Raw genomic sequence first — 21,757 nt, 5'->3', positions numbered from 1 at the left:
GTTTTTTAAATTATATAAGAAATCGCAACAAATTACATTTGTTGTTTGAGACCGATAAAATTCTTTGGTATTTTTTTAGAGGAGAATTAAAGTAACAAAGGTTCAATGGGATAATTTTTTGAGCAGCAAAAAAACTTTGCAACTCTGTACCTATGAACCTTTGTACCTTTATAAAAAATTAGTTTGCGCTTAAGTATTCAGCAGTACTGATTCTGTCAGCAGACATTGCTTCTTTACCAGCTTCCCAGTTTGCAGGACAAACTTCACCTTTAGTTTGAATGTGAGTGTAAGCGTCAACCATTCTTAAGTATTCGTTTACGTTACGTCCTAATGGCATATCGTTTACGCTTTCGTGGAAAATTTTTCCAGTCTCGTCAATTAGATAAGTAGCTCTGTAAGTTACATTTGAACCTTCGATGATAACTGAATCTGTATCTTCACTATAGCTTGTAGATTCGATATCAAGAATACCTAAAATGTTAGCTAAGTTACGGTTTGTATCAGCTAAGATTGGGTAAGTAACACCTTCGATTCCACCATTGTTTTTTGGAGTATTTAACCAAGCAAAGTGAACTTCGTTTGTATCACAAGAAGCACCAATTACGATAGTATTTCTTTTTTCAAATTCTGGTAAAGCAGCTTGAAAGGCGTGTAATTCTGTTGGACATACAAAAGTAAAATCTTTTGGGTACCAAAATAAAAGTACTTTTTTATTGTTGTTTACTGCTTCTTCAAAAATGTTGATTTTTAAATTGTCACCCATTTCTGAGATAGCATCTACTGCAATACTTGGGAATTTTTTTCCTACTAAAGACATAATTTTCGTTTTACGTTTAATATTTATTTGCTGCAAAAGTAGGGCATAAGTACAGGTTCTTACAATAAGATGTGATTATAAAAATTTATAAGTTAATAAATTTTGGCTATTTGTGGTTGTAATTTATTGAATATCAATATTTACGGGTAAAGCGCCGTTGAAATTATTTTTTTCTAAAAATTGAACTCCCGCTGTTTTTTGAAATTCTTCAAAATCTTGGTACGCCTGAATTAATCCTGAAGCTTTTTTCAGATTAGGAATTAAAGGCAATGCATACGGATTTCCAAAAACAAAAATAATACACTTTTTGGCTTGCAATAATTCAGAAAGCAAGTTTAAAACTTCGTCATCAATTTCGAAATTATTTAGCGGTTTTGCTTTTGGAACAAATAATGAAATGATAATAGTATCGAAATTTTCTAATTCTTTTTGGATTGAATTAATATCTGAAACTTCTAGACTTTCAAAAGCAAATTCTGGCGAATTAAGTTTTGTATTTAAAGTTTTGAAAAATGTATTTTCAGTATTTTTATATAAACTCAATTTGGCAAGTTTATTGTTTTTCTGCGCTTCAAAAGCCAGTTCAGCACTTGAGTTATCTATAAGTTTAGTAATGGCATTTTGAGCAATTTCTAAATTTATTTTTGATGTTTTTGCGAAATCCAATTCGCCCGAAGCAGCAGTATTTCCAGAAAGAATTCCGGCTTTTTCTTTGGCTTTCATGATTCGGTTGTAGCTTTCGAAAATACGGTCTGGAGAAGCATTTTTATAGATTGCTTCAATTCCTTCAGGAACATTTTCGGCAAAACATAAAACATCATTTCCAGCATTAAAAGCTTCCCATTCTAATTGGCCTTTGGTTTCGTACAATTTAGAAACGCTGTGCATGTTTAAAGCATCAGAAATTACCAAACCATTATAACCTAATTTATCACGTAAAAGATCTTGAATTACTGCTTTTGATAAAGTTGCAGAAGTATCTTTTCCGTCGTTTAAACTCGGAACCGCCAAATGTCCAATCATAATCGAATCGACATTGTTTTCAATTCCTTTAATGAACGGATATAATTCGTTATCCAATAATTCTTCTAAAGTTTCCTTTAAAACCGGCAATCCTAAATGCGAGTCTACATTCGTATTTCCGTGTCCAGGAAAATGTTTCAGACATCCTAAAACACCAACTTCCGACATTCCTTTTAAATATTCAACTGAAAAATCGGCTACTTTTTGTTTGTTTTCACCAAATGAACGATAACCGATAACGGGATTATTTGGATTATTATTAATATCTGCCAAAGGCGATAAATTGTATTGAATTCCAGCTGCTTTTAAATCTAAACCAATTTGTTTTCCAGTTTCGTAAACTAAGTTTGCTTTGCTTTCTGGCAAAGCGCCAAGCGTAATCGCATACGGATATTGAGGAGTTTTTTCGATACGCATTGCCAATCCCCATTCTGCATCAATACTGATTAAAAGTGGAGTAGAAGCGGCTTTTTGATAACGAACAATCAAAGCTTTGATTTTTTCGTAGCTGTCATCATTGAAAACTACTTTTTTCTTGCTTTCGTAATTGGTTGCAGCGCTCGCACGACTGTGAAAAAAGGTTAGTCCGCCAATATTATGTTCTTTTATAAGGCGTTCGGTTTCTTGAATATTTTCTTCGGTATCGTTGATGAATACTGCTGGAAAGAAAAATTGTCCTATTTTTTGTCGTAATGCTTCGGCTGTGATTTTCATTATTATAAAGTCTTTTTCATGCAAACACTATTATCCATTTTTTCGTAAGGCGGATAATTTGGAATGATGGTATAATTTAATTTTTGATATAAGTTGATGGCTTCTGGCTGATTTTTTCCAGTTTCCAAAATGGTACAAGTATAACCGACTTCTTTTGCCCAGATTTCAAGTTCTTTTAGAACGGCAGAAGCAATTCCTTTTTTTCTGTGGTCTGGATGAACATACATTCGTTTAATTTCTGTTGTTTCTGGTTCTTTTTCGCGAAAAGCACCACAGCCAACAGGAATTCCGTTTTCATAATAAACAATCGTGTGTTTTATTTTATCGGTTTTATTAAACTGATTATAAAACGCATGATCTTCGCCATCTCGAATTGCTAAATCTTGATCTAATAAAACAACCAGATTTATAAAATCGATATCGTCTGAATTTGTACGTTTTAAAGTAACCATGTCAAATAATTTTAGTTATCTTGTTTTTACCATTAAGGCATTAAGTTCATAAAGCTATGGCTTAAATTGCTTAATCTATTCGAGGTAAAAGAAAATTAAGCTTAGCGCCTTAGTTTTACTTTATTCTCTTCTTTTCAATAAGAAAGTTCATAAAGCTTGGCTTAAATTACTTAATGTCTTAATGGTAAAAATTACTTCAACTTTGCTTTCTTTTGTTTAGCCAATTGTTTTTTGGTTTCAAGCGCCTTTTCTAATCGGTTTTTAAAACGGAAAAGTTTTGGCAAACCTTCCAATCGGTCTTCAATGGTTATGATTTCATAAACCACAATTGCTTTTTCTAAAACCCGAATTTCATTTTCGAGGTCGTTTTCGTTTTTGTAGATCGTTGCTAATCGATCGTAAGGGTGATTTCCTTTAAAGCCTTCTGCAACATTTTCTTCATACAACTCAATCGCTTTTTCAAGATTTCCATTTTTTTCGAACTCCGATCCTTTCAGATTTCGTTCGTTCTGCAAATTCTCATTGATTTCCATAGGTAAAGTTTGATTTGGGGTTTAAACTTCTTCTGATTTCTTCCCAAAATCTTTTGGGAAAGTTAAAAAACGTGATAAAATAAGACCTGGAATTGTAGCTATTAAAACCCAAATGAAGAAGTTTCCATAGCCTAAATATTGTTGAATGTAGCCACTTAACATTCCTGGCAGCATCATTCCCATTGCCATAAATCCTGTTGCCAATGCATAATGTGCTGTTTTTGATTCTCCTTCAGCAACATGAATTAAATACATCATAAATGCCGTAAAACCAAAACCATAGCCAAATTGTTCTAAAATAACGACGATATAAATGTAATAAATTGAGGTTGGGTGAAAAAATGCTAATAGAATAAAGCCAATAATTGGTAAATGCATGGTTAAAAACATTGGAAACATCCATTTGGTAAGGCCATGTCGTGAAATGGCAATTCCTCCCAGAATTCCTCCTAAAGTCAATGCAGCAACTCCAAATGTTCCGTAAATGATTCCAACGGCTTCGGTGTCTAATCCCATTCCTCCAAGTTCTTTAGAATCTAGTAAAAAAGGACTTAACATTTTTAGCAATTGCGATTCTCCTAATCTGAAAACTAAAACAAAGGCAAGAATTAATCCGATTTGTTTTTTCTTGAAGAAATTGATAAATATGGTTCCAAAGTTTTGATGCGATGTTTCTTTACTGCTCTCTACAACATTGATTTCATTTTTTGGCGTAAAAATAAAATTGTAAGCGGTAATAAATGTCATCAATAAACCAACGCAAATCATGGTATACGACCAAGCTTTGGTGTTGTCTCCAAATTTATGTTCCAAATATCCGGCAAAAAGTACTACCAAACCGTTTCCTGCAAGCATAGAAAGTCTGTAAAAAGTACTTCTGATTCCGATAAAGAAAGATTGTTTGTCTTCTGGTAAAACCAATAAATAAAAGCCGTCAGTAGCAATATCGTTAGATGCCGAAGCGAAAGCGGCAACCCAAAATATGGCCAAAGACATGATGAAAAATCCGTTTGTTGGAATTACAAATCCGACCAGCAAAAAGGAAATAGAAATTATTAACTGCATCAATAAAAACCATTTTCTTTTGGTTCCGATCAATTCAATAAGCGGACTCCAAAGCGGTTTAATAACCCAAGGAAGGTATAATAAACTGGTATAAACTCCAATGTCTTCATTTGAAATTCCTAGATTTTTGTACATAATTACCGAAACCGAAATAATGATGGCATACGGTAATCCAGATGCGAAATTAAGAAGCGGAATCCAGAACCAAGGTTTATTATCTGTTTTCATTAGGTTGATTTGGTGTATAGTTTTTATAAGGTTTTTTTAGGTCAATAGCAGTTGGAGTGCTTTCATTAGCATAATAATCAATAAAAGTTACAGCGCAGGCTTTGTAAAGATTAAGTTTTCCTGCGGCAATGGCAAAAGTAATTTTTCCGTCAACTTCTTTTACGGTTACTTTTTCGATAATTTTTGACGCATCGTTGATATCAATTTTCGAAATATGATCACCACCATAAACCACCATATAACGTACTTTTGTATTTAGCGGACTTTGGAATGTAAAGTTATATTTAATGCTGTCTTTACTATATTCCAAAACTTTTGGAGTATCGATAATAACATGTTTTAAATTAGGAACCGCTGCAGGAAGAGCAGGATATTTATATTGATTTTCTTCTAAATGACGAACAACATCGAAGTTTTTGCCCATGAACCATTTTGAACTGAAATAAGCACTTCCAGAAACATTTTTAAAGGTTCTTAAAAAATCAATTTGTGTTGGAATTTCGGTCATAAAATTCCAGCTTTTATCACCATCACCTCTAATTTTGTAGGTAGCATGTCCGATGTAGATAGCAGTGTTTGGATTAGTATTCTCAGACCACCATTTTACCAATTTAGAATAAGAAGCTCTTGTATTATTCATACTCCAATACAATTGTGGCAAAATATAATCGATCCAGTTCTGATCCATCCATAACATCGGATCTGCGTATAAATCGTCGTAATTTGATGTAGATTGAGTTTCAGAACCTCTCGGATCTTGAGATTTGTTTCGCCAAACCCCAAACGGACTAATTCCAAATTGTACCCAAGGCTTGCTTTCTTTTATGGTTGTCGAAATTGCGTGTACAAAGTTGCTCACATTTGCACGGCGCCAATCTGAACGGCTTAAACCTGCGCCATATTTTTGATACGAGGCATTATCGTTAAATACTTTTCCTGGAACAGCATACGGATAAAAATAATCGTCGAAATGAATCGCATCGATATCATATTTGTCAACGACTTCTTTTACCACTTTTGTTAAATGTGCCTGAACTTCTGGCAAAGCTGGATCATAATAATACTTTCCTCCATATTCAATCATCCATTCTGGATGTTTAAAAAGATCATGATTTGGACTTAAAAGATTTTTATTTAAATCGAAAGTGGCGCGGTAAGGATTTAACCAAGCATGAAATTCAAATCCGCGGTTGTGTGCCTGTTCGATCATCCAAGCCAAAGTATCGTAGTATGGATTTGGAGCCAAACCTTCTTTTCCTGTTAAAAATCGCGACCAAGGTGCAAATTCTGAAGGATAAATAGCGTCGCCGACGCTTCTAACTTGAACAATTACAGCATTGTAATTTAGTTTTTTGTAAGCTTCTAAAATTTCAAGATAATCAGCCTTTTCTTTTTCTACGTTGTCTGTGCTTGTTTTTGGCCAGTCAATATTTACTACAGTTGCAATCCAGACTCCTCTAAATTCATTTTTAGGATGCGGTATTTTTTCTTGTGAAAATGATTTCAATCCAAAGAAAAATAAAAGTATGATAGAGTATAGTAAGTGCTGATTTTTATGCATTTCAAATGTTTATTTTAACAAGAACCAAAAATAGTCTGTTTTGCCACGAATTACACGAATTTTCACAAATTATTTTTGAAAAGAATAATTAAGAACAAAAAATTGTGTAATTACTGTAATCATAATATTTTTTTTTGCCACAGATTATATAGATTAAAATGATTAACCCTAGAAATCCTTTAATCTGTGGCAGAAAAAGAATTCGTGAAAATTCGTGTAATTCGTGGCTGAAAATATTTAGCTTGGAAAAGAAATTTTTCCCATGGTTACCGATGGAATTCCTTTTTGTGAACCAAAATTATAATTTCCTCCAGCAACAGTTTCATTGGCCAAAACGGCAAATAAAACGGCTTCTTTCGCATCGCCCGAAATTCCGAGAACGTCGCTTTTTTCAAATTTACAAGACAATAATTCTTGTAACCAGCTTACCATTAACGGATTTCTTGCGCCACCGCCAGACATATAAACTGTAAACTCTTCGATTGGTGTTTTAGTATTTTCTACAACAAACAAAACTGCTTCGGCAATCGTTTCGGCGCTTAGGCGTGTTAAAGTTGCCAGCAAATCTGGTGCCGAAATGTTTTCTAATCCTAATTTTACCAAAGCTGAGTTTACAAACTCGTGGTTGAATAATTCCTGACCAATTGTTTTCGGGAAGCTTTTCTGGAAGAAAGCATCGCTTTTTAATTTGCTTAAAAGATCTTGATTTACAGTGCCTTTTTTAGCAATTTTAGCATCTTTGTCAAAGCTTTTTTCAGGGAAAAATTGTTTGGTGAAAATATCGATTAAGGTATTTGCTGTTCCTGTATCGGTTACAAAAACTTCCTCGGCGTTTTGTGAAGCGGGCAAATAAGTGAAATTTGCGATTCCGCCCATGTTGAGCATAATTCGATTTTCTCCTTTTTTGCTGAATAACAAATAATCGCCATAAACCGCCAAAGGCGCACCTTCGCCACCTGCAGCAACATGTTTTTGTCTAAAATCTGAAAGTGTAATAATTCCCGTTTTTACCGCAATATGATCGCCGTCGCCAATCTGTAAAGTCGCATTTGGAAATTTTTCTTGCTGATGTAAAAATTTTGGCGCGTGCAGAACCGTTTGTCCGTGCGAAGCAATCAAATCGACTTCGCTTGCGGGAATATTCCATTTTGAAAGACAATCGTTAATCATTCCAGCATGAAGGTTTGCAATCCATTCATTTAATAAAACCAAATGTTGAAAGTCGATTGTTTTCTGAGCGAATACTTTTCTGATTTCGGTTTTAATATCGTCGTTGTAGTCAATGGTTTCAAATTCTTGAATTTTGACAACCGTGTTTTCACCTTCGCCCGAAACTTCGCAAAGAGCTAAGTCAAGTCCATCAAGTGAAGTTCCTGACATTAAACCTAATATTTTTCGAGTCTCTTTTTGAGCAATTTCGTAGAGAGTTTTTATATTTTTATTCATTTGAACTAATCTTAAAAAACGAAATTAATTTGGAAACGCTAAAATGGGATTATTTTGCATATAAATTTAGAAAAAAGAGATTTTATTGTTTCTAATTACAAGAATTAACAGAAATTCCATCACGATGCAATATTTATAGATAAGTTAATTAATGCGGGGAAATGCTTTGTGGGCACGAGCGTCCCGCTCGCGCCCACAAAGTTTATCGCTTACTAAAAGAGAACCCTCGATTTCAAAAATCGAGGGTTCTCTTTTAAATTTTACTCCACCTCCAAATATGGATTTAAAGTTTCTGCTAATTCATTGAGCCAATAAAAACTGTCTCTTAATCTGATGATTTCGCTTTGAAATGTTTCATGTTCGCTCAAAACACATAAAGCGAGTGTAAAATTTACTTGCCTTAAAGTTTTAGCCATTTCAACAGGATCGATTCTGTCGTTGAAAAAATTCAAAAGCTTGATTTCGGTTTGTTTTGAAATTGTGTTTGCATTCATAAAGTCGTAGTTTAAAAATAATAAAACCCTTGTAAATTAGTGGTTCTAACGCCTACGACAGCGTTACGGTCGTTTCCGATACCGTCCACATAATACAAGGGCAAAGCCTATTTAGTTCTTAAGGTCGTAGTTTAAGAGTTGTAAAAGTATCAAAAAAAAACTACAAAAAGTAAGAAAAATAATATATTTTTAAAATTCACAAAGTAAAGTTACAGGATATTTTTCTTCACGAAATATTTTCATATGATTATCAAGATCAGAAAATATGCTTTCAAATCTATCAAAAGAAGATTCATAACCATAGCTTCCATCTTTTTTGAAACTTTCTTTAATTTTAAGTGTACCAATAACTTCAAATTTATCTTTAAAAGATATAATATCTCTATGAGTTACTAAATGATAGCAAAGTCCAAATAAAAAATTATCTTGATTAGCATATTCCCAAATTTCATCTACATTTGGTTGTTGCTCTAAAATTGTTTTCCAATCATAAGTTGAAGGAATTTTTCTGCCAGAAATGAAACAAGATTTTAAATCTTCAACAGTTGGCTTGTTTATGCCTTTATATGTTGTGACAGCCAAATCATATGAACATTGTCCTCTTTGTTGTGTAACTTTGGCGCAAATTACGGCATAATAATTATTGTCTGAAAGTTGGAAAGTTAACAAATCATTTGGCTGAAAATATAGATTTTTAATAATCCTGTATTTTTTTCTTTTTCTAACTTTTAAATTTGGCTGACTTATTTTCTTTAAAAGTTTATCAAGCTCTTTTTGCCTTTTTTTACCTTCATTGGCATCACATTCTTCAGTCCAGGTTTTTACCCCAGCTTTTAGTTCAATAACACGTTTTACTTCTTCAAGAATTTCTTTGGTTAATTCACCAATTTCCCAAAAAGCAAGTGCATACGAGGTTACAAATATTTCGTGATAGAAATCGGTATTGTCGCCGTAATCTTCTATGATAAAAGGAATTTCTTTTTTAATGGTTTCTATAGTTGCGTCGCTGTCATATAAATCCATTATTGATTCGTAAGTATCTCGAGCTAAATCACCATCAATTATTTTTACGCCATCTGTTGCCATTGTATATTTGGAATTATTTTAAAAGAATGTCAGGCTAAATATAAAAAGTTTTGGATATTTGTTTTTAATTATGATCGAAAAAATCTTAACAGACTACATTAATTTCATCAGAAGCTTCGAAGCTTTATTAAAAGATAAATACAAACAAAACATAAATCCATGTTCGTTTTCTCGAACTTTTTTTGAAAGAGTAGGATCAATTAACGGAATTGAATATTATTTTCACGGAAGTGGCTGCACTGTTAAAAAAGATGGTGTTATTTATACTTATGATATTTCAATAAACGAGATTACTTTCACGCAATGGGATCTCACAGAACTTATTAGAACTCATCCTGAATATCAGAAATTAAATTATAGTGAAGATTATATTGAATATGAATTGTTTCAGCTTATAAACAAAGGACTTTTAAATTGGATAACTATTGAAGGAGTTGAAGGCAAAGCTTTTGGATGTGTCTTTAAATGTTATAGAGTTGTAGAAGAGTCTTTTTTTATTCAGTAAATTTTCTAATGAAACTGAGTGTTCTAGCCCTGATGGGAGCGGCATCCTTTTGCGCCGGGGTTCGGCGTAAAAGATATTGCGGACAGCAGGAAATAGCTCCTTATTAAAATCCCAAATTCCAAAAGACGATGTTTTCGTTTTCATAAGCCTTCGACTCCGCTCAGGGTGACAATCGTTTTTTATGTTTTTATGAGCCTTTTCGATGGATATAAGATCGCTCAAGATGACAATTGATTTAGAGAGAAAACCTTTGTCACTTTGTAACTTTGAGCCTTTGTACCTTATTTCAACACAAATTCATTTTCTTTCAATTTCTTCAAAACAGCAGCAATAATCTTAGAACGGCATTCTGAGTTTTGAATTGTTGATGCAGTTTTAACCCAATAACGAACATTGAGCTGAATAATACCTGCGGCGGCAACATCGGTAATTACGGCGGCATTTTCGTGGTCTTTTTCGGTTACTTCTTCGCTGTTGCCTAGAACTTCTTTTACGAGTTCGATGGCGCGGGTATAGTCTGAACCATATTCTAGTCCGATTGTGAAAGTCTGGAGCAGAAAACCTTCGCTGTTGTAATTAATTAAAGTGTTTTTTATAAGAAGCGCGTTCGGAATATAAATGATTTTAGAATCGCTTTTTACTTCGGTATCGCGCAGGTTGAGGTTGATGACTTCGCCTTTTACGCCATTGCTTTCGATAATATCGCCAATAGAAAACGGACGTTTGAAAGCGAGCAGAATTCCGGCAAGGAAATTTTCACCAATATCTTTAAGCGCAAAGCCAATAACAAAAGCCGAGATTCCCGCACCGGCAAGCATGCTTTGCGCAACGCCATCAAGTCCGATAATTTTGAACATGAAGAGAACTCCAATAATTATCAGAACCGATTTGATTAAACGGGCAATAAAAGTCGCTAGAAGTCGGTCGTGCATTCTGGCTTTGAGTCGGTTTCCCGCAAAGAGGCCAATTCGCGTTGCGATAAACCATGAAACAAGAATTACGACAACGGCCAGAATAAATTTTGGCGTAAGATCGACAATACTGTAATAATAGTTTTCTAAATGTTTAAAGACGTCCTGAACGAAATTTTCCATGATAATAAGGCGTAAAATGTAAATTCCTAAAATTACGATTTCGATATTGGGAGTGTTTATAGAATTCGACTTTAATTTTATAAAAATGCGAGGCTGAGGTTTAGATAAATTGCCATTTTGTACATTTTAAACCGCTATATCTTTATATTTGTTGTCTCAATTTTTGAGCAATTATTTTAAAGAAAAAGCACCATTTAACATGTTGACCCAATCTCATTTAGAGCAATTAGCCAGCGAACTCGAAGGCACACTTTTATACGATGATCTTCATAAAACACTTTATTCGACAGACGCATCGGTGTATCGGATTCGGCCAAATGCGGTGGCTTTGCCTAAATTTACAGCAGATATCAGCAGGTTAATTCGCTTTGCGGCAGAACATAATATTTCGATCACACCAAGAACTGCAGGAACTTCATTGGCAGGACAAGCTGTTGGCGACGGACTTGTGGTGGATGTTTCGAAGCATTTCACGAAAATATTAGGTTATAATGCCGAGAAAAAAACGGTTACGGTTCAGCCTGGAGTTATTCGCGATGAATTGAACTTATATTTAAAACCTTACGGCGTTTTCTTTGCACCAATTACATCAACATCAAACCGTGCAATGATTGGCGGAATGGTAGGAAATAATTCTTCGGGAACTACTTCGATTCGTTATGGCGTTACGCGTGATAAAATTGCGGAAGTAAAAGCGATTTTGAGCGATGGATCGGAAGTGACTTTTGGCGAATTGACTTCGGCAGAATTTATCGAGAAAACCAAAGGCGATTCTTTAGAAAATAAAATTTATAAGAGCGTTTACGACGAGCTTTCGGTAAAAGAAAATCAGGAAGAAATTATAAGAGAATTTCCGAAACCAGAAATTCACAGACGAAATACGGGTTATGCTGTAGATATTTTGCTAAAATCTGAATTATTTGGCGGAACTGAACCGACAATAAACCTCGGAAAACTGCTTTGCGGAAGCGAAGGAACTTTAGCCTTCACAACCGAAGTAACTTTAAAAGTTGACGATTTGCCGCCACCTCACAGTATTATGGTCGTGGCACATTATCATACGATTCAGGAATCTTTAGAATCTGTTGTGGTGGCTATGAAACACCATTTGTACACTTGTGAAATGATCGACGATACGATTTTGGATTGTACTAAAACAAATCGGGAACATATTAAAAACCGTTTCTTTTTGGTTGGAGAACCAAAAGCGATTATGCTGTTTGAAGTGGCATCACACACTTTAGAAGATGCCGAAAATCAAGCAAACGCATTAATTGACGATTTAGAGAAACATAATTTTGGATATGCCAGCGTTAAATTATTTGGAGCTGATATTGATAAAGCCAACGAACTTAGAAAAGCAGGATTAGGTCTTTTAGGAAGTATTGTAGGCGACGATAAAGCAGCCGATTCTATTGAAGATACGGCAGTAGAATTAAGCGATTTACCAGCGTATATTGCAGAGTTTTCTGCAATGATGTTGCGTCACGGACAGGAAGCGATTTATTATGCGCATGCGGGTGCGGGAGAATTGCACCTTCGTCCGGTTTTGAATTTGAAGAAAACGGAAGATCTAAAATTATTCAGAACCATTGCGACGGAAGTAGCGCATTTGGTGAAGAAATATAGAGGTTCGCTAAGTGGTGAGCATGGCGACGGAATCGTGCGTGGAGAGTTTATTCCGTTTATGATTGGCGATAAGAATTACGAATTGCTGAAAAGATTAAAATTGGCATTTGACCCGAATTCAGTTTTAAATATCGGGAAGATTGTCAACGCCTTGAAAATGGACGAAAATCATCGTGTAGTTTCGGGTAGAGTAGAACCAGATATTAAAACGTTTCAGGATTTCTCAGACAGTTTGGGAATTTTGCGTGCTGCCGAAAAGTGTAACGGTTCTGGCGATTGTAGAAAAATGCCATCGGCAGGAGGAGCGATGTGTCCAAGTTATCGTGCAACTAGAAACGAGAAAGAAACGACTCGAGCAAGAGCAAATGCATTACGTGAATATTTGACGTATTCTGAAAAAGAAAACAAATTTGACCAGAAAGAATTATACGAAGTTTTTGAGTTATGCGTAAGCTGTAAAGCCTGTGCTAGTGAATGTCCAAGTAATGTTGACGTTGCGACTCTAAAAGCGGAATTTTTATACCAATACCAAAAAGCAAACGGATTCTCCACTAGAAACAAGATTTTTGCCAACAATGCCAAATTGAATAAAATGGGGAGCAAATTCCCGACGATTACGAATTTTATTTCGAATCAATCTTTGGTTAAAAAAACTATGGGAATTGCACCCGAAAGACAAGTTCCGTTATTGGCGAAAAAGACTTTTAGAAAATGGTATCAAAACAATAAACCTGCAACATCAGATTTTCCTAATGGAAGATTGTATTTGTTTGTGGATGAATTCACGAATTACTACGACGTCAATATCGGAATCGATGCTTTCGAATTGTTGACTAAATTGGGTTATCAGGTTTTGGTTGTCGATCATGAAGAAAGCGGAAGAACGTATCTTTCAAAAGGATTTTTGGAAGAAGCGAAGAAAATTGCGAATCACAACGTAAATGTTTTTAAAGATTTGGTTTTAGCCAATGCGCCTTTAATCGGAATTGAACCTTCTGCTATCTTAACTTTCAGAGATGAATATCTTCGTTTAGCGGATGATAAAGAAGCTGCAGAAAAGTTATCTAGAAATGCATTTACAATCGAAGAATTCTTCAAAAAAGAAATCATCGACGGAAAAATCACAGCCAATTCATTTTCAGAAGAGACCAAAGAAATCAAGATCCATGGACATTGTCATCAGAAATCTTTAAGCTCTGTTGAAGCTACTTTTGCGATGCTGAATCTTCCTAAAAATAATACAGTTACGGTTTATAATTCAGGCTGTTGTGGAATGGCAGGTTCTTTTGGTTATGAAAAAGAGCATTATCAAGTCAGTATGCAAATGGGAGAGGATACGCTTTTCCCGAAAGTTAGAAACACTGCTGAAAATGTAAAAATCGCCGCTGCGGGAACCAGCTGCCGCCATCAAATTTATGATGGAACAAAACGTGAAGCACAGCATCCGGTTAGTATTTTAAGAAATTGCTTGAAGTAAGGTTTTCTAACCGCAAAGAGCGCAAAGATTTTTTGCCACAGATTTAAAGGATTAAAAAGATTTTTTCTTGCAGATGTAATTTTAAAATTTTGAAATAAATAAAATCTGCAGTAATCTGCGAAATCTGCGTGAAGAATTATTTAGATGAAGATTGAAAAATCTTTTTAATCCTTTAAATCTGTGGCAAAAAAAATAATTCGAGAAATTAGTGTAATTCGTGGCAGAAAAAAAACATCTGTAAAAACAAAATCGTTTTATATATTTGAAATCAAGATATTTTTTGCATTATTTGCAAAATAAAACAAAAAGAACTGAATTAAATTAATTTATAACAGTAAAACATTATATGGCATTTTCAAGTTTATTCCGAAAGAAAACAGTACAGGATATTCTGAAGCAGGTTGCACAGAACGAAACAGATGGTCATAATGCCTTAGGGAAACATTTGACAACTAGGGATTTAACGGCTTTTGGAATAGCAGCGATTGTTGGAGCGGGAATTTTTAGCACCATTGGAAAAGCCAGTGCAGATGGCGGACCAGCTGTAATCTTCTTATTCTTATTTACTGCTTTGGCATGTAGTTTTGCTGCATTTGCTTATGCAGAATTTGCTTCAATGGTTCCAGTTTCTGGAAGTGCGTACACCTATTCGTATGTAGCTTTTGGAGAATTAATTGCTTGGATAATTGGCTGGGCTTTAATCATGGAATATGCCGTTGGAAATATAACCGTCGCCATATCGTGGAGTGATTATTTTACGGGACTTCTCCAGAGTGGCGGAATTCATTTACCGCAATGGATTCAGATGGATTACTTAACTGCTTCAAACGGATTTAAAGATGCCGAGGCCTTAATGCGAGGCGGAAAATCATTCGAAAATTTAAGTGTCGCTTTACAGCAAGCGCATACAGCCTGGACAACTGCGCCAACAATTGGATCTTTTCATTTCGTAACCGATATACCAGCATTATTCATTATTATTCTGATTACAGCGTTGGTTTATAGAGGAATGAAAGAATCTCGTAATGCGAGTAATTTAATGGTTGTAGTAAAACTTTGTGTGGTTCTTTTAGTTATCGCTGTCGGAATTTTTTATGTAGATACAGCAAACTGGGATCCGTTTGCGCCAAATGGTGTTAGCGGAGTTTTAAAAGGAGTTTCTGCCGTATTCTTTGCTTACATTGGTTTTGACGCGATTTCAACAACTGCCGAAGAATGTAAAAATCCGCAAAGAGATTTACCACGCGGAATGATGTGGGCTATTATTATTTGTACAATTCTTTATATAGCTATCGCTTTGGTTTTGACAGGAATGGTAAAATATCACGAATTAAATGTTGGAGATCCTCTTGCATTTGTTTTCGATAAATTAGACTTAAAATGGATGTCAGGAATTATTGCAGTAAGTGCAGTAGTGGCGATGGCGAGCGTTTTATTGGTTTTTCAAATGGGACAACCACGTATTTGGATGAGTATGAGTCGTGATGGTTTACTGCCAAAGAAATTCTCAACTGTTCACCCAAAATTCAAAACGCCTTCTTTTGCAACTATTGTAACGGGATTTGTAGTGGCTGTTCCAGCTTTATTTTTAAACTTGACAATGGTTACCGATTTATGCAGTATCGGAACTTTGTTTGCCTTTGTATTAGTTTGTGCAGGAGTTCTAGTTTTACAGAATAAACCAGAAATTCCAAGAGGTAAATTCAAAACGCCTTATATCAATTCAAAATTCATTTTGCCAATATTAATGATTGTGGGCTTGTATTATGCTTTTGCATTTAATAGTAAAGCGACAATGGCATTTATTAATAACGATCCGCAGATTTATGATGCGACTTCGATTGTAACTTCACTAGATAAATCAGAATCTGAGCAGGTTTTTAAATACCTAGAAAGTATCGAAGTAAATAACAAAACTGCAGAAACATCAGATTTAGAACATTTATTAGGACAATATCAAGATGACGAAGTAAAATATGCTGAAGTTGTAAAAGGCTTGCCAATTGCAGATTCTGCAAAATATGAATCAGGTTTTAGTTTATTCAAACACAAAATTCCAATGTGGATATTCTTGTTTGTTTTAGTTGGATTGGCGGTTTGGGCATTCAGAAAAAATCTATCTTTAATTCCGCTTTTAGGATTAATCTGTTGCCTTTACATGATGGCAGAATTAAGCGTTTGGAACTGGATTTATTTTACAATCTGGTTAATTATCGGTTTAGTGATCTACTTTACGTACAGTAGAAAAAACAGTAAACTGAATACTGAAAATATAGGATAAGAAATAAAAATGTACACACTAAAAGCCGTTCTGAGCACTTCAGAACGGCTTTTTTTATTTTGTGATTTTTTATAGAAATATTCTTATGTTTTAAAAGTGCTTTTCCTTAAGTTTGTTTTCAGTAAAATTTTAAATTTAATTAGTAATACATGGGTTTTCTCGATAAAATATTGGGCAAAAAAGAGACTTTAATACAATCTAATACGGACTTTTGGAATTGGTTTCAAAAAAATGAAAAAGAATTTTTTGAAGTTGTTAAAGATGGAAAAAATATTCACAAAGGCTTTCTTGATAGACTAGCACCAAAACTTGATGAAGTTCATGACGGCATCTATTTTTTAACTGGAATGTTTGATAATCTAACAGCCGAATTAATTCTTACCCCAGATGGAGCAATTAGAAATATTTATGCAATTGAAGAATTAGTAAATGAAGCACCTAAAATTGCAGGTTGGAAGTTTACAGCTCTAAAACCAGCATCAGATATTAAAGATGTTAGCATTAATTATGAAAATTTCGATTTTAATAAAAACAATTTAAAGTTCTATCCCACAATACATAAAAATTTCCCTGACGAAATTGATTTGACAATTGTTTACGATCATTTTACAGAGGATAAAAAACAGCCAGTTACCAATGGAGTTTATATCTTTTTGGATAACTATTTAGGAGAACTGCATTCGGTTACTCTAATAGATAATATGAGAGTAATAGGAGGAAATGATATTTCTGAAGAATTAATTCCGATTGAAAAATTAAAAGATTATTTAATCTGGAGAGAAAAAGAATTTGTCGAGAAATACGAAGGTACGAGACATAATACAGAAAAAGATAACTATTCAGGTTTCGAGTCAACTACAAAAGATGGCGGGATTGTGATAGGATTAATGAATACGGATCTTTTAAGCTGGGAACAAAAAGCATCTCATCCTTGGATATTTGTTATAACAATTCCATTTGATGGAAGTAATAATAATGGAATGCCAGATAAAGAGACCTATCAGTTATTAAACGAAATAGAAGATGAGGTTATATTGCATCTTAAAGATTTGGAAGGTTATTTAAATATAGGAAGGGAAACATTAGCAAACAGTAGAGAAATCTTTTTTGCTTGCAAAGATTTCAGAAAACCGTCAAAAACAGCGGACCAATTAATTAAAAAATACAGAAGCTCTTTTGAGATAAGTTACGAAATCTATAAAGACAAATACTGGCAAACGTTTAGGCATTACGAACCAAGATAAAGTACAAAAAGCCGTTTTGATTTTATTCAGAACGGCTTTTTTTATTGATAGAATGTGATTAAAAGTAGAATTTATTTTTTCACAATCTTCTGCAGAGTTTCTACACCATTTTCTAAGCGAATGGTAATAAAATACAATCCAGAGCTTAGACGGCTTACATCAATACTGCTTGTATTAGATTTTCCTTCCTGAACAATACTTCCTTGAGCAGAAATAATTGTGTAATTGCTTATTGCAATAGTAGAGTTTATAAGAAGTGTCTGATCTACTGGATTAGGATATAAACGAACAGCATAGGTTTCCTGTGTTTCTTCTTTATTATCCACATTAATTGCTGTTTTTGATGTACTTGCTCCCCATGTGTACGAGTAGCCATCAGTTTTACTTAATAAATCGGCAGTTTGATTGGCAGAACCGCTAGAACCGTTATTGAAAATAACATTGATCGATGTTGGTCCAGTGATAGTGTATTTGTAAAAACCATTGGTGTCAGCTGTCATTGTTGCGCCAGGCCAAGTAGCATTTGCCACACTTCCTGAAGGAACAGCATTCCAATAATATACTTTTGGAGCGGTGGTCCAAGTTGTTGGAGGTTTAAAATATACTGTAAGTGTTGGAACTGCACTAAAAGTGTAAGTTTCTGTTTTTACAGCAGATGAAACTCCAGATGTATTGACAACAAAAGCCTTTAAAGTTGTATTTGCAGTAAAAGCAAAAGATTTACTGCCAATTGCCGATGCAGAGCTTGTAGTAGGAGTTGTGCCGTCTAAAGTATAATATAGAGTAGAAGACGTTTCGTTTGCAGTTAAAACAACATTGACAGTAGTTCCAGTTGTAAATGTTCCTCCAGGTTTAGAATTGGTAAAATCGGGAGCAATAACAGGGCATCTGTTTGCAGGTTCTGCACTAAGCCAGCCAGAATCATAATATTTAATTCCTGCTGTAGTACTTAAATCTCCAGTTTTTAGGTTTCCATCATTAAATAGTAAATTCGAAGCACTTACTGTTGACGGAAAAGTATATTTATACCAATCTCCACAATCTTGTGTCATTGCAATTCCAGGATAAGTTACTGCAGGAGCAGTTCCCGTTGGTGACCAATAATAAATTTTAACTGAAGAACTCCAATTGGATGGTTTCTTAAAATAAACCGTAAAAGCAGCAGGAGTACTAAAAGTATAGGTTTCTGTTTTTATGGCTGAACTAACTCCTGCGGCATTCTTGACAAAAGCTTTAAGTGTCGTTGTGCTAGTTATTGTAATTGCTTTTGAACCCACCGCAGAAGCAGAAGCTGTAGTAGGATCTGTTCCATCAAGAGTATAATAAATTACAGAAGTGCTTTCGTTTGCCGTTAAAGTCAGATTTAAAGTGGTTCCTGTAGTGAAATTTCCACCCGCTTGTGAGAATGTAAAATTTGGAACTACAGAAGGACATCTGTTTGCAGGTTCAGCACTTAGCCAGCCGTTATCATAAAATTTGATTCCGCCAGTTGAATTTAGATCGCCAGTTTTTAAAGAACCATCATTAAACAATAAATTTGAAGCACTTACCGTCGATGGGAAAGTATATTTATACCAATCTCCACAATCCTGTGTCATTGCAACTCCAGGATAAGTTACTGCAGGAGCAGTTCCCGTTGGTGACCAATAATAAATTTTTACGGCAGAATTCCAGTTGTATGGTTTTTTGAAATAAACTGTAAATTCTGGAAGCGTTCCAATTGTATAAGTTTTAGTTACAATATCAGATTGATTACCGTCTTTATCTACTGCAAAAGCTTTAATTGTTGTAGTTTGTGTAATGTTTATTGTTTTTGCCGATTCCACAACTGGTGAAGCTGTCGTTGGAGTAGAACCGTCAATAGTATAATACAATTTTGGTTTAGGATCTGTGCTGTCTGTTGCTGTAATAGTTACATCTATAGCTGTAGTTGAATTTCCAGCCTCAGGTGTAAAAGCTATTTTTGGTGCAACATCTAAGTTTTTTCCAACCCAAACATGCTGAATTTTTGATTTAGTGGTATTTCCTTTTTTGTCAGTGACTTCCACATAATAGTCTAATAATTTTTCTGATATCCCTGCAATTTCAGCAGAATATTGATTTGCAATTACATCTGGAAGCATGTACAAATCAGCTTGCGGATTATTGGTAACATTTCCTTTTGGGAAAACTCTTTCTGCCATTGGCAATACTATCCAACTTCCCACTTCGCTTCCTCCAGCATAAGTTTCATTTTGATTAGAATTAGGGCTGTTTTTTCCATCAACATCAATTCTGTATTTTAATTCGGCTTTTTCAATACCGCTTACATCATAAGCAAAAGTGTATACAGTAAAATCCGCAGAGTTTAAGAAATCTTTATAAGCGTAAGGTGCTCCATATCCTTTTTCACCAGGATTATAAGGCCAGCGCTGCGGAATAAAAACAGATGGTTTTGTTGCATCAACGCCTGGATGTGCATCTAAAGTAGGTTTTGCAAATTGCACACATCTATTAACAGCAAGTGTTGTTTTTATTTCTAAATCCTCAGCTAATCCATAATAAGCATTTCCACTGTCATAGCCTGCCATTAAAAAATGCCAAGCTTTTTCAGCCGGACTTACTGCAGAGGTCGGATTTACAATTTCGCTCATTCTAAGATTATTGCCTTCCAATTGTTCAGCCATAATGGCGTGATTTTCTCCTGCAGTTGTTATCGCTTGATTCATCATATCTTCGGTCCAACCATTTGGGTTGAATTTTTTTGAGACTGGATCAAAGAAAGGCCATAACCAATTGGTAAACTGTGGATGTCCAAAATCTCCATCTGCGTTTACCCATGCACCATCTTCTACGTGTACCACCGCCGATTCTGGAACAGGATTGTCATATAAATATTGTGGAATTGTAGTTGCAATATTTCCATTAGCGGATGATGCATGAGAAAATCCTGTTACCGATTCGTTGTAATAGGAAGATCCGCCACCCCAAGCATTATCTCCATCGTGAGCAAATAGTACTAATGGAGGTCTAGGAGATGTTGCTGCTTTTGCTACAATTGGAGCAATTAATGAAGTTCCTATTGTAGCATATCCATCTTCATAGCTTTCGTAATCAGCCATAGGAACTACCGTGATTTTATATTCCTGAGCTGTTTCCGGGTCAACATATTTTGCTTTATAAGGAAGATAAGAATAAGGTACAGCAAACTGTCCGCCGCGAGCATCTTTTTGAGCAGAGAACCAAGTTCCGCCAAGAGTTTCTACCTGATCTGCCTTGTTTGGAAGATCGCACATACTTCCGCCAGAACCATATTTTATTGGATAGTCGGCCAAAGTTCGCGATAAATGGCTATTTGCAATTACAGACCATTCTATGCCACATTCTGTAAGAGTTTTTATAATTCTTTCAGAAAAGGCACATTCTGCAGGCCAATACCCTTTAGAATCATGAGTTCCAAATAATTGAGCGCTATAATATTGATGCGCTTTTATTTCTTTCTTCAAAGCTTCATCGCTCAATAAAGGAGAAAGCGCATGATGCATGGTGAAAGAAACTACCTCCATACGAGAAAATCCGCCAGAAGTTTTCCAAGCTTTTGCATCTTTGATATTCTGCGTCCAAGAATTCGAATATCCCCATTGATTTGCTTGTGCCAATTCATTAACGTTTTCCATCAAAGAGCCACCATAAGTAATTTGTGCTCCCGCTTTGGATAAATCACGAATAGAATTAATAGCATTTTTTGGCGCGAACTGATATGCGGCAACACGATCGCCTGCTCCAAAAATTTCTTCAAGGTTGTTTGTAGGATGAGCCAGACCGTTTTTATCATTGTTGGCACCAGAAACTTTCAAGTCTTGAGATTCTTTTACGATTTGGTATCGATTTGGATTTTTCTTGCTTATATCTCCCCAATAAGTAGGTTGGTGCAGATGCCATAAGTAAGAAGTATGCACTTGAGCTTGCAGAAAAGCAAAGGGAATGCACAAGGCATAAAACAAAAGTAGGTTTTTCTTCATAATTTAAGTTTTGGTGGTTAAATAGTTAAATTTCTGACAAAAATATATTTTATTAGTATTTAAAATATGTAATAATCTGAAATTCAGTTACTACAACGTTTTAGTGT

15 protein-coding genes are annotated in these 21,757 nt (G+C 34.8%); 4 read left to right on the top strand and 11 right to left on the bottom strand.

Annotated elements, in window-relative coordinates; genetic code table 11:
* Nucleotides 1-178: 178 nt before the first annotated feature.
* From ABXT06_RS17685 to ABXT06_RS17645, 9 genes are all read right to left on the bottom strand, one after another.
* A complete protein-coding gene (locus ABXT06_RS17685) occupies nucleotides 179-817 on the bottom strand; it encodes a peroxiredoxin (protein WP_012024184.1) in 639 nt (212 codons plus the stop codon).
* A 123-nt stretch (nucleotides 818-940) separates the two neighbouring features.
* Nucleotides 941-2,554, bottom strand: coding sequence for a glycoside hydrolase family 3 protein (locus ABXT06_RS17680; protein ID WP_354591924.1), 1,614 nt, complete (start codon nucleotides 2,552-2,554; stop codon nucleotides 941-943).
* Nucleotides 2,555-2,556: 2 nt separating this feature from the next.
* Nucleotides 2,557-3,006: a GNAT family N-acetyltransferase gene (locus ABXT06_RS17675; RefSeq protein WP_354591923.1), complete on the bottom strand. Its 450-nt coding sequence runs from the start codon at nucleotides 3,004-3,006 to the stop codon at nucleotides 2,557-2,559.
* Nucleotides 3,007-3,197: 191 nt separating this feature from the next.
* Complete coding sequence (locus ABXT06_RS17670; RefSeq protein ID WP_111377772.1) at nucleotides 3,198-3,539, bottom strand: tetratricopeptide repeat protein; 342 nt, start codon at nucleotides 3,537-3,539, stop codon at nucleotides 3,198-3,200.
* A gap of 21 nt (nucleotides 3,540-3,560) precedes the next feature.
* Nucleotides 3,561-4,832 (bottom strand): MFS transporter, encoded by a 1,272-nt coding sequence (locus ABXT06_RS17665; protein WP_354591922.1) that lies wholly within the window; start codon nucleotides 4,830-4,832, stop codon nucleotides 3,561-3,563.
* On the bottom strand, nucleotides 4,819-6,393 hold the full coding sequence (locus tag ABXT06_RS17660) for a glycoside hydrolase family 10-like protein (protein ID WP_354591921.1): 1,575 nt from the start codon (nucleotides 6,391-6,393) through the stop codon (nucleotides 4,819-4,821). Before ABXT06_RS17660 ends, ABXT06_RS17665 begins: the two co-directional genes overlap by 14 nt.
* Before the next feature lie 237 nt (nucleotides 6,394-6,630).
* Entirely contained in the window at nucleotides 6,631-7,839 is a 1,209-nt protein-coding gene (locus ABXT06_RS17655; protein ID WP_354591920.1) for an anhydro-N-acetylmuramic acid kinase, read from the bottom strand.
* 260 nt (nucleotides 7,840-8,099) lie between these two features.
* A complete protein-coding gene (locus ABXT06_RS17650) occupies nucleotides 8,100-8,333 on the bottom strand; it encodes a hypothetical protein (protein WP_354591919.1) in 234 nt (77 codons plus the stop codon).
* Between the two features lie 189 nt (nucleotides 8,334-8,522).
* On the bottom strand, nucleotides 8,523-9,419 hold the full coding sequence (locus tag ABXT06_RS17645; RefSeq protein ID WP_354591918.1) for a hypothetical protein: 897 nt from the start codon (nucleotides 9,417-9,419) through the stop codon (nucleotides 8,523-8,525).
* A 70-nt stretch (nucleotides 9,420-9,489) separates the two neighbouring features.
* Here ABXT06_RS17645 and ABXT06_RS17640 point away from each other — a divergent pair, with 70 nt between their 5' ends.
* Entirely contained in the window at nucleotides 9,490-9,924 is a 435-nt protein-coding gene (locus ABXT06_RS17640) for a DUF6896 domain-containing protein (RefSeq protein WP_354591917.1), read from the top strand.
* Nucleotides 9,925-10,205: 281 nt separating this feature from the next.
* Here ABXT06_RS17640 and ABXT06_RS17635 read toward each other — a convergent pair whose 3' ends face one another.
* Nucleotides 10,206-11,018, bottom strand: a complete 813-nt coding sequence (locus ABXT06_RS17635; protein WP_354591916.1) for a mechanosensitive ion channel family protein — start codon at nucleotides 11,016-11,018, stop codon at nucleotides 10,206-10,208.
* Nucleotides 11,019-11,217: 199 nt separating this feature from the next.
* Between ABXT06_RS17635 and ABXT06_RS17630 the strand changes: the two genes are divergently transcribed.
* The 3 genes from ABXT06_RS17630 (at nucleotide 11,218) to ABXT06_RS17620 (ending at nucleotide 17,649) form a co-directional block, all read left to right on the top strand.
* Nucleotides 11,218-14,124, top strand: a complete 2,907-nt coding sequence (locus ABXT06_RS17630) for an FAD-binding and (Fe-S)-binding domain-containing protein (RefSeq protein WP_354591915.1) — start codon at nucleotides 11,218-11,220, stop codon at nucleotides 14,122-14,124.
* Between the two features lie 346 nt (nucleotides 14,125-14,470).
* Nucleotides 14,471-16,405 (top strand): amino acid permease, encoded by a 1,935-nt coding sequence (locus ABXT06_RS17625; protein ID WP_354591914.1) that lies wholly within the window; start codon nucleotides 14,471-14,473, stop codon nucleotides 16,403-16,405.
* A gap of 149 nt (nucleotides 16,406-16,554) precedes the next feature.
* Nucleotides 16,555-17,649 carry a DUF695 domain-containing protein gene (locus tag ABXT06_RS17620; RefSeq protein WP_354591913.1) on the top strand — a complete coding sequence of 365 codons (1,095 nt, stop codon included), beginning with the start codon at nucleotides 16,555-16,557 and terminating at the stop codon, nucleotides 17,647-17,649.
* A 71-nt stretch (nucleotides 17,650-17,720) separates the two neighbouring features.
* Here the strand turns inward: ABXT06_RS17620 and ABXT06_RS17615 are convergent, their stop codons facing one another.
* Nucleotides 17,721-21,650, bottom strand: a complete 3,930-nt coding sequence (locus ABXT06_RS17615) for a starch-binding protein (RefSeq protein ID WP_354591912.1) — start codon at nucleotides 21,648-21,650, stop codon at nucleotides 17,721-17,723.
* Nucleotides 21,651-21,757: the final 107 nt, after the last annotated feature.

Source organism: Flavobacterium sp. UW10123, from assembly GCF_040538975.1.
Lineage (GTDB): Bacteria > Bacteroidota > Bacteroidia > Flavobacteriales > Flavobacteriaceae > Flavobacterium.
The sequence above is the reverse complement of the archived record's forward strand: the minus strand, read 5'-3'. Positions and strand labels throughout refer to the sequence as shown.